Genomic DNA, 14184 nt, shown 5'->3' with positions numbered 1-14184 from the left:
TTTTAAATTCTTTTGTATAACTCTTGTTATTTTTATTATTTTTAGGCATATCAATTCTCCTTAGGTTATTGTCGTAATTATATTATACTATTTATATTCTATACGACAACTATCCTAACATATAGGGATCTATAGCTCTTGTAGTAAATGAATTACTTCAAAATTCATTAGAGCATGCATTTAAGGACAAAAAAGAAGGAAGTATTGATATATATATACAAAAAGGAACGATGTATTCAAGTATATCAGTTATAGATAATGGTGTAGGTTTTGACTTAGAATTAGTTAGGGATGAAAGCTTAGGACTTAGCATTGTTGAAAGGATTGTTGAAGATAAGCTGAAGGGAAACTTAAATATAGATACTGCAGATACAGGAACGAAAATAGTCTTTGATTTCAAAAATTAATAAAAACACAATGGAGTGTTTTCAGGTATGGCAAAGGGGCCAAAGAGATATTCTAAAGCTAGAATATTTTCTTTGGCCTTTTTGTTTTTGTCTTTAAAAGGAGAGGATAATATGAAGGAAGATATATTAAGTGTTGGTATAGATATAGGAACATCTACAACACAGTTAGTTTTTAGCGAGATAACAATAGAAAACACAGCTTCCATGACATCAGTACCTAGAATAAAGATAGTAGATAAAGAAATCATATATAGAAGTGATATATATTTTACTCCCTTAAGGTCATTAACAGAAATAGACGGACTAAAAGTTAGAGAAATAATAGAAGAAGAGTATAAAAAAGCTAATGTTAAGGCGGATTTAGTAGATACAGGAGCAGTAATAATAACGGGAGAAACGGCTAGAAAAGAGAATGCCCAGGAGGTTTTAAATACTCTAAGTGGATTAGCTGGAGAGTTTGTTGTTGCAACAGCAGGGCCCGATTTAGAAGGGATTATTGCAGGAAAAGGAGCTAATGCTTCAGTAATATCAAAGGAAAGAGGTTGTGTAGTTGCTAATCTCGATATTGGTGGCGGAACCACTAATATTGCGGTTTTTAAAAATGGTGATGTAATAGATACGTCTTGTCTTGATATAGGAGGAAGACTTATAAAAGTAGATAAAGCTAATAGTAAGATCACATATATATCGGAAAAAATTAAGAAACTATCTGAAAAAATAGGGATAGATATAAATGTCGGAGATGTCGCTAATAAGGAAAAAATAGAAAAAATAACAAATGAAATGGCAAATGTATTATCACAGGTGGTGGGAAGTAAACCTAAAGATGAAAAACTTGAACTGATGGTAACAGACCATGACTTAAGAAGGGATTACAGTATAGACTATATATCGTTATCTGGTGGAGTGGCAGACTGTGTAATAGAAAACGATACAGAGGATATTTTTAAATATCAAGATATAGGTATAATATTGGGAAACTCAATATATAATTCTCAAATGATTAAAGATAAAAAATTAATAAAATCCTTAGAGACAATAAGCGCCACAGTGGTTGGAGCAGGTTCCCATACTACAGATATAAGTGGTAGTACAATAACTGTTAGCAATAAAGTTTTACCTATTAAAAATATACCTATATTAAAGTTAACATCTGAAGATGAAAATAAATCTTTTAAGGATATTAGTGAAACCATATCTGAAAAGCTAAAGTGGTTTAACTTAGAAAGTGGAAAACAACTTGTAGCTTTAGCCCTTAAGGGGGTGAAAGAATCAAGTTTTGATGAAATACAAAGACTTTCAAGATCTATTATTAGTGGTATGAAAGAAATAATTAATCAAGATGCACCATTGATAGTAATAATAGAAAAGGATATGGCAAAGGTTTTGGGACAAACCTTGAATACTCAGCTTAAGTTTAAAAAAGATGTAGTATGTATAGACTCTATTAAAGTTGAAAATGGAGATTATATAGATATTGGTAAACCTTTAGCTGATGGTAAAGTAGTCCCTGTAGTGGTTAAAACATTGTTATTTAGTTATTAAATATAAAGAGGTGAAGATAATGAGATTAAAAACTAAATTATTTGGAACAGTATATCAGTTTAAAGATATAAAAGAAGTGTTGGCAAAAGCAAATGAAGAAAAGTCAGGTGATAATCTTGCTAAAATTTCTGCTGAATCTATAACAGAAATGGTTGCAGCTAAAGAGGTATTAGGAAATTTAAAGCTTGAAGATTTAAGAAATAATCCAGTTATCCCCTATGAAGAGGACGAAGTAACTAGGATTATTCAGGATGCAGTGAATGAGAAAATCTATGGAGAAATTAAAAGCTGGACTGTATCAGAGCTTAGGGAATGGATATTATCAAGTGAAACTACAGGTGCAGATATAAAAAGAGTTAGCAGGGGACTTACCAGTGAGATAGTTGCTGCAGTAACAAAGCTTATGTCAAATCTAGACCTTATACAGGGGTCTAAAAAAATAAAAATAACAGCCCATTGTAATACCACTATAGGGGAAGAGGGAACCTTATCTTTTAGGTTACAGCCTAATCACCCTACTGATAGTGTAGATGGAATTTTGATTTCAGCATATGAAGGTTTAAGTTATGGAGTGGGAGATGCTGTTGTTGGTCTTAATCCTGTAAATGATACTGTTGATAGTGTTTCAAATGTATTAAAGTTATTTGAAGATATCAAAAGAAAATGGGAGATACCAACTCAAAACTGTGTATTAGCCCATGTAACAACACAGATGGAAGCAATAAAAAAAGGTGCACCATCGGATCTTATATTTCAAAGTATAGCAGGAACTCAAAAAGGAAATGAAGCATTTGGTGTAACTGCTGACATATTACAAGAAGCAAATGATTTAGTCCTTAAAGAGGGAACCGCAACAGGACCAAATGTTATGTATTTTGAAACTGGACAAGGCTCAGAATTATCAGCAGATGCCCATCATGGCGTGGACCAAGTTACTTTAGAAGCTAGATGCTATGGATTAGCTAAAAAATACAATCCATTTTTAGTAAATACAGTTGTTGGTTTTATTGGTCCTGAATATTTATATGATAATAAGCAGGTTATAAGGGCAGGTCTTGAAGATCACTTTATGGGTAAATTAACAGGGATACCAATGGGAGTTGATGCTTGTTATACAAACCATATGAAAGCAGATCAAAATGACATAGAAAATTTATCAGTTTTATTATCTAATGCTGGATGTAATTACTTTATTGGAATTCCCCATGGTGATGATGTAATGCTTAATTATCAATGTACAGGTTACCATGATGCAGCTACATTAAGGGATACATTAAACCTAAAACCAATCAAAGAATTCCAACAGTGGCTAGAGAAAATGGGAATTTATGAAAATGGAAAACTAACTAAAAGAGCGGGAGATGCTTCCATATTTATAAAATAAAAGTTTTATCCAAATAAGGAGGGATGAAAGTGGTTTCAGAAAACCAATTAAAAGACATAATAGAGCAAGTTATAAATGAGATGGGTACAAAAGGTGACTCTAAAAAAGAATGTAACAATAATTTACAGTGTGACTTAACAAGAGATGAAGAGCTAACTGATATAACAAAGGTAGATATAAAGGAACAATTGTTAGTTGAAAATCCAGAAAATAAGGAAGCCTATTTAAAATTAAAAGAAAATTCACCGGCAAGAATAGGAGTAGGAAGAACAGGGAGCAGATACAAAACTGAGAGTTTATTAAGATTTAGAGCAGATCATGCAGTAGCTATGGATGCAGTATTCACATATGTTTCAGAAGAGTATTTAAAAGAAATGGGATGGCTTAGCATAGACACTCAGTGTAAAGATAAAGACGAATACCTTACAAGACCTGATTTAGGAAGGAAATTTGGAGAAGACGCAATTAATAAGATAAAAGAAAACTGTAAACATAAACCTCAGGTTCAGATATATATATCTGATGGACTAAGTTCTACAGCTATAGAAACAAATGCTAAAGATACATTAGCAGCAATTATCCAGGGGTTAAATGTCCATGGGATAGATGTAGGCACTCCATTTTTTGTAAAACATGGTAGAGTACCAGCTATGGATATGGTATCAGAGATATTAGAACCAGAGGTGACAGTTGTACTGATTGGAGAAAGACCAGGACTTGCCACTGCTGAAAGTATGAGTTGTTATATGGCATACAAAAGTAAAGTGGGGATGCCAGAGTCAAGAAGAACTGTTATTTCAAATATTCATAAGGGAGGAACTCCAGCGGTTGAGGCAGGAGCCCACATATCGGATATAATTAAAAAAATGTTAGAACAAAAAGCCAGTGGACTAGATTTAAAACTATAATATTTTGGAGGGAGTTATTATGAGAAATGACCCATTAAAGGCCAGTGTATTAAGTGTAAAGCTTATTCCTAATGTAAATGATGATATGGCTAAAGAATTCAAACTAGATTCAGACCATAGAAGTATAGGTATTCTTACCACTGACTGTGATGATGTGACTTATGTAGCTTTAGATGAAGCTACAAAAAAAGCAGAAATAAAGGTTGTATATTCAGCATCATTTTACGGTGGTGCAGATAATGCTAATACTAAGCTAGCAGGAGAGTGTATAGGAATAATTTCAGGGCCAAGTCCTGCAGAAGTTAGAAGTGGATTAGATGCTGCAGTTGATTTTATAGAGAATGATGCTTGTTTTTATAGTGCCAATGATGATGATTCTATAGTGTACTTTGCCCATTGTGTTTCTAGAACAGGGACTCATTTGTCCAAAGAAGCAGGCATAAAAGAAGGAGAAGCTATAGCATATCTAATTGCTCCTCCCCTCGAATCCATGTATGGACTAGATGCTGCAATGAAAGCAGCCAATGTTAAAATGTCTGAGTTTTTCGGACCACCTTCAGAAACAAACTTTGGTGGAGGATTGTTAACAGGAAGTCAATCAGCATGTAAAGCAGCATGTGATGCCTTTGCTGATGCTGTTAAATTTGTTGCTGATAATCCGACTAAATACTAAAAATAGATGGTGATTTAAATGAAAGGACAAGCATTAGGTTTAATAGAGACCTATGGATATGTTGGTGCAATTGAAGCTGCTAATGCATCTTTAAAGGCAGCAAATATCGAACTTATGGGTATTGATTATGCTAAAGGTGGACTAGTAACTATAATGATTACCGGTGATATAGGAGCAGTAAAGGCTTCAGTAGATGCAGGAGCGACTGCTGCTGATAAAGTTGGAAAGGTAGTATCAGTTGATGTGATAGCTAGAACAGCTTATGGACTAGAAAATGTATTAAACTTAAAAAATAATTTCAAAGATAAAGAAGAAAAAAATAAAGAAATAGAAAAAAAAGAAAAGCAAGAAGATACAGATAAAGAGATAGAGAAAGACGTTAAAAAGGAAAATCAATCACATAATAGAGATAAAAGATCATTGATTATAAATTATAAAGGCAAAAAAATAGACATAAAAAATAAAGATAAACTGTTAACTTTGAAAGTTACAGATCTTAGAAAAATAGCTAGAATGGTAGATAACATATCCATAGAGAAAAAACAAATAAAATTTGCTAAGAAAAATCAATTAATAGATGCATTAACAAAATGTTCAAAAGAGGAGGTAAAGTAAATTGTCACTAGAAGATAAGGATCTACTTTCTATTCAAGAGGTTAGAAGTTTAATAAAACAAGCAAAAAAGGCCCAGAGTCAATTTGCTAAATTCACACCTGAGGCTATTGATAAAACTGTTAAACATGTGGCTAAAAGTGCACTGAAATCATCAGAATCATTAGCCAAATTAGCTTCAGAAGAAACAGGATTTGGTAAATGGAGAGATAAATTAGAGAAAAATAAACTAGCCAGTGAGGGAGTTTATAACTCTATCAAAGACATGAAAACCATCGGGATAATAAATGAAGATAAAGAAAGTAAGGTAATAGAAATAGGAACACCGGTTGGAGTTATAGCAGGGTTGGTTCCATCAACAAATCCAACTTCAACTGTAATATATAAAGCACTAATATCCCTTAAAGCAGGTAATGGAATAATATTTAGTCCCCATCCAAGTGCCAAGAAATGTATAGCAAAAACAGTCGAAATATTAAGAGAAGCTATTGAAGAGATGGGAGCACCTAAGGAGCTTATAGGATGCATGACAGTGCTTACTATGGAAGGAACTCAGGAGCTTATGAAACATAAAGATGTTTCTCTTATATTAGCAACAGGAGGATCAGCAATGGTAAAATCAGCCTACAGCTCTGGAACCCCTGCCCTTGGAGTTGGTCCTGGAAATGTGCCTGCTTATATAGAAGAAAGTGCAGATATCAAGATGGCTATAAGTAGAATCTTTGCAAGTAAGACCTTTGATAATGGGACAATATGTGCTTCAGAGCAATCAATAGTTACCGATGAAAGTATATCAGATGAAGTAAAAAGAGAGCTTAAAAATCAAGGTGGTTACTTTTTAACTGGTAAGAAGTTAGAAAAAGTAGTTAGGGTTATGGAAAGACCCAATGGAGGAATGAATCCTAAAATAGTAGGAAAAACAGCAGAGGCTATAGCGGCTATGGCTGGAATTGATATACCAGAGAATACGAAGGTTTTAATATGTGAAGAAAAAGGGGTTGGTGAAGATTATCCCTTCTCAAAAGAGAAATTAACTGCTCTTTTAGGCTTCTATACAGTTAAGGACTGGGAAGAAGGTTGTGAACTATGTTTTAAGTTATTAGAAAATGGTGGACTTGGACATACTTTATCAATTCATTCACAAAATGAAGAGATAATAAGAGAATTTGCATTAAAGAAGCCTGTATCTAGATTTTTAGTAAATACACCATCATCTCAAGGGGCAGTTGGTCTTAGTACAAATTTAGCACCATCATTTACATTAGGCTGTGGAGCAATAGGTGGCAGTGCTACATCTGACAATGTTACTCCTATGAATCTTATAAATATAAGAAGAATGGCCTATGGTGTAAATGATTTAGGTATAAACCCTCAAGAAATTAATAAGAAAAATGATAATAAAGATGTTGATATCGAATTAATAACAAAGATGGTTATGGAACAATTAAAAAAAATACAATAAAATTATTTAAATTAAGGGAGGAATTAAAAAATGGCAAGAATGAATGCATTGGGAATGATAGAAACAAAGGGATTAGTAGGATCAATAGAGGCATCGGATGCTATGGTAAAGGCAGCTAATGTTACTTTAGTAGGTAAAGAACAAGTAGGTGGAGGATTAGTAACTGTAATGGTAAGAGGTGATGTAGGGGCAGTTAAAGCTGCTACAGATGCAGGGGCTGCCGCTGCAGAAAAGGTAGGAGAACTGATTTCTGTACATGTTATTCCAAGACCTCATAATGAAGTTGAGACTATTCTTCCTAAGTCAAAGGAATAATATAAAAATCCGGACCAAAAATTTCTTTTGGTCTGGATATTTAACCTTTTAAAAGGAGTGAAAAAATGAAAGTTTTAACCGAGGCAACTCTTAGAGGAGAGTTTAAAAGGAATTCACCGAAAAAATATTTTGTAGATAAAAATGTTATAATTACTCCTTCAGCAAAACAGTATCTAAAAGAAAAGAATGTAGAGTTATGTATCGGCAAAGAAGGGGATTTAGATGAAGGTAATGCTATGGACAACCCTAAGGATGAGGTTGTTTATGAAAAGATAAAGACTCCTTATAAAAAGATTTCTCCTAAATATATCTCTTATTATTCTGGTGGAGCATTTGAAGAAAAACCAGAACATATGACTCAGATTTATGGAAATAAATTAGTATATAAAGACGATTTAAGAATAGTTTTTAGAGGAAAATTAGATAGTCTCCAATCAAAAATATTAGAACTCCAAGTCTTAGCTAACTCAAAAAATAAGCAAGGGTTATTAAATGACCTTGAAGATGTGTTACAAAGTGTAAGGGATATACTGAGGGCAGAAGTTTTAAATGAGAACTTAAATAACATTAAAGTTATAGGATTAGATGAGAAAGAATTAAGGGCGATGTCCCATAATCCTAAAAAACACTTTAAAATAGGTCATATACTACCAAATTATAGTATGGGAGAAATAATAATAAAGTTAAATTCCATAAGAAGTAGTATAAGGGAGACAGAATTATCATGTATAAAGGCCTTTAGAAAAGATTCTAAAGTGGAGCGAGTAGATATAATAAAGGCTTTAAATAGATTAAGTAGTGGAGTCTATATAATGATGTGTAAAGAAAAGGCTAATATTTACAAATAGAATGGAGTGTTAATATGGATGAATCATTTGTAAAAGAGATAGTAAAAAAAGTTGTAGACAATATAAGCGAAGAAAAAACCATTCCTATTGAGACTTCTGGAAGACATGTTCATTTAAGTGAAAAAGATATGGAAATTTTATTTGGAAGAGCCTATAAAATGACAAAAAAGAAAGAGCTTTCTCAACCAGGACAGTTTCAGTATGAAGAACGGGTTAGATTAATAGGACCAAAGGGAGTTATAGATAGAGTTGCGATATTAGGACCTGCTAGGAGTAAAACTCAAGTTGAAGTATCAAAGACTGATGCAAGGGTACTAGGAGTAAATCCTCCAGTAAGGGAGTCTGGAGATTTAAACGGAAGTGAAGATATATATATAGCCACAGAAGATACTATGATAAAAGCTGAACAATCTGTAATAGTAGCCAAAAGACATATTCATATGAATAGAGAAGATGCTAAAAAATTTAATGTAGCTGATAAACAAACAGTTAAGGTCAAAATAAATAGTGATAGACCAGTAATTTTTGAAGATATTACAGTCAGAGTAAATGATAATTATAACCTAAGCATGCATATTGACTTTGATGAAGCTAATGCTACAGGTTGTAAAAAAGATGCAAAGGGAGAAATCATTCTTTAGAGAGGAAGATTATTATATGGATTTTACAGAGGTAAATAATCTTATAGAAGAAGTTGAAAATACTTTAGAAGAAACGAAAAAATTTGATAAAGAAGATGATTTACTTGTTGGAGTTGACTTGGGAACAGCATATATAGTTTTAGTTGTTTTAGATAAAGATAAAAAGCCAATAGCCTGTGAGATGGAGTTTGCACAGGTGCTGAAAGATGGTTTGGTTGTAGATTATATTGGAGCATGTGAAATTGTCAATAAATTAAAAGATAAGCTAGAGAAAAGACTTAATATAGAACTTAATAAAGCGGCAATTGCAGTACCTCCTGGAACTGAAGAGGGAGACTGTGAGACCCATAAATATGTAGTAGAAAGTTCCGGTCTTGAGGTAACAACTATTTTAGATGAACCTACTGCTGCTAATGCAGTTTTAAATATAGATAATGGAGTTATAGTAGATATAGGTGGAGGTACAACAGGATTATCTATAATTAGAGACGGTAAAGTAATACACACTGTTGATGAAGCAACAGGAGGAACCCACTTATCACTGGTTATATCAGGTAGCTATAAAGTTACATTTGAAGAGGCTGAGAAGCTGAAAAAGGATAAAAAAAGACAGGGGGAGATATTTAATATAGTTCGTCCTGTTATTGAAAAAATAGGATCCATAGTTAGGAGAAATATATCTAACTATGATGTAGAAAATATATACTTGGTTGGAGGGACTTGTTGTCTTGAAGGAATTGAAAATGTAATAGAAAAAGAGACAAAAATTCCCACCCATAAGCCTTTAAATCCATTTTTAGTTACTCCACTGGGAATAGCAATGAATTGTGAAGCATAGGGGAGGAACTTATGAATATAGAAGAATTAGTTAAAGTTATAACAACAGAAGTATTAAAAAAGATAGATACATTAGATTTAGAAAAAAGATTAGAAAAAGTATTAATTACTGACAGTAAGTCAAACAAAGAAAAATATAAAAAAATAACTTCAAAGTGGACAAACAATATCTTTTTAGACGAATTTAACTTAGAAAAAGATATTGATGATATAGATTATATAATAGTTCCTAAACTTACCAATAAAGATTTGGTTGATATAGCCCAAGGAAGGGATAATAGTAATATTTCCCATATAGTTATATCTGGAGCTTTATATGGCAAAAAAATAATAATATTGGATGAAGGAATAATTTATAAAAAGTTCAAAGAAACATCAAATGAAAAAATATATAGCTTATTTAAAGAGTATGAAAGTAAACTTATAGAATTTGGAATAGAAATTCTAACTAAAAAACAAATTATTAAGGGATTAGAAAAAGAAAATTCAACTAAAAGAGAAAAGGCTATAGATAGTGAGAAAATTAGTTTAACTAAAAAATTAGTTATAGAAAAGGATATTGAAGAGGCTTTTTTAAAAGGACATAAAAAGATACTTATAGATAAAAACTCATTGGTTACCCCTCTGGCTCACGACTACATTAGAATAAATAAAATAAATGTAATAAGAAAGTAATTTAGGAAGGAAGATAAGTATGGAGATTGGTAAGGTTATAGGCAATGTTTGGTCTACAAGAAAAAGCGAAGAGTTAAATGGCCTTAAATTACTAATTGTAGCTTCCATAGATTGTTGCAATAATATGAAAAACTCTCAAACCTTTGTTGCAACCGATAGTGTTGGAGCGGGAATTGGAGATATAGTATTGATTGTAAAGGGTAGCCCATCAAGACGAGTTATAGATAGATTAAATGCTCCAGTAGATGCAACAATTGTTGGAATTATAGATGAATTTAAAGTAGAAGAAGATTTTGATTAATCAAGGGGTGATTATTTGAAAAAGACATTAGTAAGAAAAAACAACTTAAATCAATTTATAGATAAAGATAATAAGGTTTTCATAGTAGATGATTCAATGATTATATCCCCTGGAGTTAAAGATGTTTTAAAAGAGATGGATATAAACATTGTATATGGAAAATTGGATATAAGGAAAAAAGTTAACAAAAAAGAAGAAATAAATGAAAATAATAAGGCCTTAATAGAGAAAATTGTAACTATAATAAAAGTAGATTTCAATATATGTGATATTGATAAAATAAGTGAAATAACAGATACGGTTCTAAATAGAATAAATACTTAAAGGAGGAAGAACAATGACAGGCGGAGCTTTAGGAATGATAGAAACAAAGGGATTGGTAGGAGCAGTAGAGGCAGCTGATGCAATGTCTAAGGCTGCAAATATAGAGTTAGTTGGAAGAGAGTTAAGTGGAGCAGGACTAGTTACTATAATGGTAAGGGGAGATGTAGGAGCAGTTAAGGCAGCAGTAGATGCAGGGGCTGCAGCGGCAGAAAAAGTTGGAAGATTAATTTCAGTGCATGTTATACCAAGACCCCATGGAGAAATGAAAGCTATACTACCACAAAAATAAAATATTTTATATATAAAGGGAGGAACATCATGAATATAAATGAGATTATAGTATATATAATGGTATTTTTTATGGCATTAGGTGCCCTTGACAGGATTATAGGAAATAGATTTGGAATAGGGGAACAATTTGAAGAAGGTATTATGGCAATGGGTTCATTGGCCCTTGCTATGGTAGGAGTTGTATCTTTAGCACCGGTACTAGCAGATATACTTAAGCCTGTAGTTATTCCTATTTATGAGGCCTTAGGAGCAGATCCATCAATGTTTGCTACTACATTATTAGCCAATGATATGGGAGGATATCCTTTAGCTATGGAATTAGCACAAACGAAGGATGCTGGATTATTTTCTGGACTTATACTAGGTGCTATGATGGGACCAACTATAGTATTCACTATACCTGTGGCTTTAGGAATTATAAAAAAAGAAGATCATAAATTTTTAGCAACAGGTATTTTGGCAGGAATTATAACAGTACCTTTAGGTTCTTTAGTTGGTGGATTAGTAGCAGGATTTAGTATAAAAATGGTAGTTAGTAATCTTGTTCCAATAATTATAGTTGCAGCTATATTATCTATTGGGTTATGGAGAATACCAGAGAAAATGATAAAGGGATTCACTATATTTGGTAAAGGTGTAGTTGCAGTAATAACAGTTGGATTAGCGGCGATAACAGTTGAAACTTTAACAGGTTTTGTAGTAATACCAGGTATGGCACCAGTTTCAGAAGGCATAGAAATAGTAGGATCAATTTCCTTAATGCTGGCAGGAGCATTTCCAATGGTATATGTAATAACAAAAGTTTTTAATAAACCACTATTAAAACTAGGTAAAGTATTGGGAATGGGGGATGTAGCAGCAGCAGGTATGGTTGCAACATTAGCTAATAATATACCAATGTTTGGATTGATGAAGGATATGGATAATAGAGGTAAGATAATTAATGTTGCCTTTGCAGTTAGTGGATCTTTTGTATTTGGAGACCATTTAGGATTTACTGCAGGTGTGGCTCAAGATATGATATTTCCTATGGTTATAGGAAAAATAGTTGGTGGAGTAACAGCAGTTATTTTAGCTATGCTTATAGCAAATAAAACTGTTAAAGAAGTGGAAGTAAGCAAAGAGTAAAGGGAGGTAGAAATAATGAATGGAATAAGTAAAGAAATGATAGAAGAGATTGTAAAAAAAGTTGTGGAAACTCAGATAGGAAATAAAGAAGAATTTACTAAAGAAGTAGATAAAAGTGGAGTTATTTCTATAAAAACAGAAACGGTAAAACCTGAAAAGTTTAATACGGGAAAAGATGGGGATCAAGTTTATTTGAAAAATGTATTAACTTTAGATGAAAGCCCTAGACTGGGCTGTGGAGTTATGGAAATGAAAGAGTCAACATTTGATTGGACATTAAAATATGATGAGATATGTTATGTAATAGATGGAACTTTAGAAATAGTAATAGAAGATAGAAAAGTTGTTAATAAAAAAGGAGATATGGTTTTGATACCAAAGGGTACATCAATTAAGTTTAGTGCTCCTGGAGAATGTAGATTTATATATGTGGTATATCCTGCGAATTGGGAAGAAACTGTTTAAAAGTAATTGGAGGTACTAATATGAAAAAATTTCAACAGAGGACTAAAGTACAATATGGTATAGATTCAGTAAAATATCTTAATGAAATAACTGAAAAGAGGGTATATATAGTAACTGATGAGTTTATGATTAAATTTGGTTTAGTTGAAAAAGCAACAGAAATATTAGATTCTAACAAGATAGAATATAAGATTTTTGATAAGGTAAAACCAGATCCATCATTGGATTTGATAAAAAAAGGTTTAAAGAACATGATGGAATATAGACCTGATCTGTTATTAGCAATAGGCGGGGGATCATCTATAGATGCAGCTAAAGCCATGTTATATTTTAATATAAAAACAGCAGAAGAAATAGTTGATAGGGATAATATAAATAAACCAACCTTTATAGCAATCCCCACCACTAGTGGTACAGGCTCTGAGGTTACTTCTTATTCAGTTATAACTGATAAAGAGAAGAACTTAAAAATACCACTAGTTGATGATATCATGGTGCCTGATGTTGCTATTATAGACTGTGAATTCACAAAATCAGTGCCTCCTTCAGTTACGGGAGATACGGGTATGGATGTTTTAACCCATGCTCTAGAAGCTTACGTTGCCAAGGATGCGTCAGATTATACTGATGTATATTCAGAGAAAGCTATTAAAAATGTTTTTAGTTACTTAATAAGAGCATATGATGATGGTAATGATATGGAAGCTAGAGAAAAACTCCATTTTGCATCATGTATGGCAGGAATAGCTTTTAATAATGCTGGACTAGGGATAAACCACAGCTTGGCCCATTCATTGGGAGCAAAGTTTAAACTATCCCATGGAAGGGCAAATGCTATATTGCTTCCCTATGTTATTGAATATAATTCAGGAATAGCAAACAATATAATTGATAATATTACTAAGAAATATTCAACAATATCAAAAATATTGGGATTACCTTCTTCAAATTGTAGAGAAGGTGTAATAAGTTTAATTGAAGCAATAAAAGTAATAAACAAAAGACTTAATATACCAATTTGTATAAAAGAAGTAGGAATAGATAGGGATGAATTTGAAGAAAGTATAGAGGATATATCAAGTAAAGCTATAGAAGATATTTGTACATTGGGTAACCCAAGATCAGTTACGAAAAAAGAGTTAAAGGGAATTTTAAAAAGAGCTTATTAATTTCTAAAACTACTCTAAAAATAGAGTAGTTTTTTTATGTCAAATTACTAAATAAAATATATAATTAGATAGCAGAAGTTTCGCATCTCAAAAATTTTAATGGGCGATAGCCCTTGGATTCACAAGATTAGATTAAGATAAGGTAGAAATCAATAAATTCCTATTTTTACTGGAAATTTTGAAATAAATCTTTACAAAA

18 protein-coding genes are annotated in these 14184 nt (G+C 32.2%); all 18 read left to right on the top strand.

The genetic code is table 11. The annotated features are described in order from the left end of the window. The first annotated feature begins 131 nt into the window (after nt 1–131). The 18 genes from V6137_RS18875 (at nt 132) to V6137_RS18790 (ending at nt 13985) form a co-directional block, all read left to right on the top strand. Nucleotides 132–407 (top strand): ATP-binding protein, encoded by a 276-nt coding sequence (locus V6137_RS18875; protein ID WP_425449532.1) that lies wholly within the window; start codon nt 132–134, stop codon nt 405–407. Between the two features lie 111 nt (nt 408–518). Then, nucleotides 519–1952, top strand: coding sequence for an ethanolamine ammonia-lyase reactivating factor EutA (gene eutA, locus V6137_RS18870; RefSeq protein WP_425449531.1), 1434 nt, complete (start codon nt 519–521; stop codon nt 1950–1952). A gap of 19 nt (nt 1953–1971) precedes the next feature. Then, entirely contained in the window at nt 1972–3336 is a 1365-nt protein-coding gene (locus V6137_RS18865; RefSeq protein WP_425449530.1) for an ethanolamine ammonia-lyase subunit EutB, read from the top strand. A gap of 29 nt (nt 3337–3365) precedes the next feature. Further along, complete coding sequence (eutC, locus tag V6137_RS18860; RefSeq protein WP_425449529.1) at nt 3366–4244, top strand: ethanolamine ammonia-lyase subunit EutC; 879 nt, start codon at nt 3366–3368, stop codon at nt 4242–4244. Nucleotides 4245–4263: 19 nt separating this feature from the next. Next, nucleotides 4264–4917, top strand: coding sequence for an ethanolamine utilization microcompartment protein EutL (gene eutL, locus V6137_RS18855; RefSeq protein WP_425449528.1), 654 nt, complete (start codon nt 4264–4266; stop codon nt 4915–4917). Nucleotides 4918–4935: 18 nt separating this feature from the next. Continuing rightward, on the top strand, nt 4936–5532 hold the full coding sequence (locus V6137_RS18850) for a BMC domain-containing protein (protein ID WP_425449527.1): 597 nt from the start codon (nt 4936–4938) through the stop codon (nt 5530–5532). Nucleotide 5533: 1 nt separating this feature from the next. Beyond that, a complete protein-coding gene (locus V6137_RS18845) occupies nt 5534–6991 on the top strand; it encodes an acetaldehyde dehydrogenase (acetylating) (protein ID WP_425449526.1) in 1458 nt (485 codons plus the stop codon). A 30-nt stretch (nt 6992–7021) separates the two neighbouring features. Then, complete coding sequence (eutM, locus tag V6137_RS18840; RefSeq protein ID WP_425449525.1) at nt 7022–7306, top strand: ethanolamine utilization microcompartment protein EutM; 285 nt, start codon at nt 7022–7024, stop codon at nt 7304–7306. 65 nt (nt 7307–7371) lie between these two features. Further along, nucleotides 7372–8154: a hypothetical protein gene (locus V6137_RS18835; RefSeq protein WP_425449524.1), complete on the top strand. Its 783-nt coding sequence runs from the start codon at nt 7372–7374 to the stop codon at nt 8152–8154. Nucleotides 8155–8168: 14 nt separating this feature from the next. Beyond that, nucleotides 8169–8795, top strand: a complete 627-nt coding sequence (pduL, locus tag V6137_RS18830; protein ID WP_425449523.1) for a phosphate propanoyltransferase — start codon at nt 8169–8171, stop codon at nt 8793–8795. Further along, a complete protein-coding gene (gene eutJ / locus V6137_RS18825) occupies nt 8770–9633 on the top strand; it encodes an ethanolamine utilization protein EutJ (protein WP_425449522.1) in 864 nt (287 codons plus the stop codon). Before pduL ends, eutJ begins: the two co-directional genes overlap by 26 nt. Nucleotides 9634–9644: 11 nt before the next feature. Continuing rightward, on the top strand, nt 9645–10307 hold the full coding sequence (locus V6137_RS18820; protein WP_425449521.1) for a hypothetical protein: 663 nt from the start codon (nt 9645–9647) through the stop codon (nt 10305–10307). Between the two features lie 19 nt (nt 10308–10326). Next, entirely contained in the window at nt 10327–10608 is a 282-nt protein-coding gene (locus tag V6137_RS18815) for a EutN/CcmL family microcompartment protein (RefSeq protein ID WP_425449520.1), read from the top strand. A gap of 15 nt (nt 10609–10623) precedes the next feature. Then, a complete protein-coding gene (locus V6137_RS18810; protein ID WP_425449519.1) occupies nt 10624–10932 on the top strand; it encodes a hypothetical protein in 309 nt (102 codons plus the stop codon). 13 nt (nt 10933–10945) lie between these two features. Beyond that, nucleotides 10946–11221 (top strand): BMC domain-containing protein, encoded by a 276-nt coding sequence (locus V6137_RS18805; RefSeq protein WP_425449518.1) that lies wholly within the window; start codon nt 10946–10948, stop codon nt 11219–11221. Nucleotides 11222–11250: 29 nt separating this feature from the next. Next, nucleotides 11251–12351 (top strand): ethanolamine utilization protein EutH, encoded by a 1101-nt coding sequence (gene eutH, locus V6137_RS18800; protein WP_425449517.1) that lies wholly within the window; start codon nt 11251–11253, stop codon nt 12349–12351. Nucleotides 12352–12366: 15 nt separating this feature from the next. Further along, nucleotides 12367–12816 carry a cupin domain-containing protein gene (locus V6137_RS18795; protein WP_425449516.1) on the top strand — a complete coding sequence of 150 codons (450 nt, stop codon included), beginning with the start codon at nt 12367–12369 and terminating at the stop codon, nt 12814–12816. Nucleotides 12817–12836: 20 nt separating this feature from the next. Beyond that, the gene (locus V6137_RS18790) at nt 12837–13985 is read left to right on the top strand and encodes a 1-propanol dehydrogenase PduQ (protein WP_425449515.1); all 1149 of its coding nucleotides are present in this window, start codon (nt 12837–12839) and stop codon (nt 13983–13985) included. Nucleotides 13986–14184 lie beyond the last annotated feature (199 nt).

The organism is Dethiothermospora halolimnae (genome assembly GCF_037577855.1).
Lineage (GTDB): Bacteria > Bacillota > Clostridia > Tissierellales > VENL01 > Dethiothermospora > Dethiothermospora halolimnae.
The sequence above is the reverse complement of the archived record's forward strand: the minus strand, read 5'-3'. Positions and strand labels throughout refer to the sequence as shown.